This is a genomic window from Microcella pacifica (genome assembly GCF_009371975.2).
Lineage (GTDB): Bacteria > Actinomycetota > Actinomycetes > Actinomycetales > Microbacteriaceae > Microcella > Microcella pacifica.
In genome coordinates, this window is sequence record NZ_VIKT02000056.1 from 1 (window position 1) to 1,056 (window position 1,056).

The 1,056-nt window shown below is 63.1% G+C and carries 2 protein-coding genes; both read right to left on the reverse strand.

Annotation, left to right across the window (positions count from 1 at the left end):
• Positions 1-97: helix-turn-helix domain-containing protein (locus FK219_RS14210; RefSeq protein WP_328821705.1), on the reverse strand; the 97-nt coding region annotated here is incomplete at its 3' end.
• A 180-nt stretch (positions 98-277) separates the two neighbouring features.
• On the reverse strand, positions 278-1,056 hold a 779-nt coding region (locus FK219_RS14270; RefSeq protein ID WP_152584347.1), incomplete at its 5' end, for an integrase core domain-containing protein.

Here is a 1,056-nt window from a genome sequence, read left to right on the forward strand (position 1 = left end):
TGGTCCGCGATATCCCCAACCGCGCCGCGATCCGCGCCTTCGGCACGCCCTCCGCAGCCAACCTCCGAATCAATGCCCAATCTTCCAAAGTGATCACTCTCCAATCGTCGAGTGTTCACATTTCAAGCGTCGATACTGTCCAATTTTCGAGCGTTGTCGACAGGAGGATCAGTTCTTGAGGTGGGAGGTTCTCGGGGGAGGGGTTCGAGTAAACCTGCAGCAGGTGCACCGTGTGATGAGTCGCGACATAGGTCTCATCTGAGTCGCGACATAGGTCTCATCTGCTCGGCCAACGGCCGGCACTTTTGGTCGTGTTGCGCCAGTAGCTTCGAGTGGGGTCGATGCTGTTGCGGGCGATCACCTCGCCGGTGTCGAGGTGGACGACGGTGACGGTGGTGTCGTCGATGAGGGCCAGGATCCGTTTGCGTCGGTGCTCGACGCCGATCCCGAGGTGGTGCATGCGGCCGGCGCGGCGCAGGCTCACTTTTCCGTCTTCTGCGACGTGGTCGTAGCGAACCCGATAGTGGGTTTCTGCCGTCGTGCTCGCTGGGGCTGCTTTGACGGTGGCCCGGTAGGCGGTGGCGGGCGTGGCGCGGTCGTTGGCTCGGTGCGGGCGGCGCTCGTTGTAGTGGTCGCGGAATCTGTCGAGTTGCTCTTGCAGGTCGCCGATCGTGTCGGCGGGAGGCTGCTTGGCCAGCCACCGCTTCAGGGTCTGATGAAACCGTTCGATTTTGCCTTGCGTTTGAGGGTGGGAGGCGGAGCCGTTCTTCTGCCTCACCCCTTGCAGGGCCAGGACGTATTCGAAGGCGTTCTTGCCGCCGGTGAAGCGGGAGGTGAAGACGCTGCCGTTATCGGTCAGGGTGGAAGCGGGGACCCCGTGCAGGTCGGTGACGCGCAGGAAGTCGCTCACGACCAGGTCGCCGGTGACGCGGCGTGTTGCGGTGCAGCCTAGGAGGTAGCGGGAGTGGTCATCGAGCCAATTCAGGATCTCCACGTCAGTGCAATCGGCCAGGCGCCAGTGGGTGAAGTCGGACTGCCACGTCTCGTTGGGTTGGG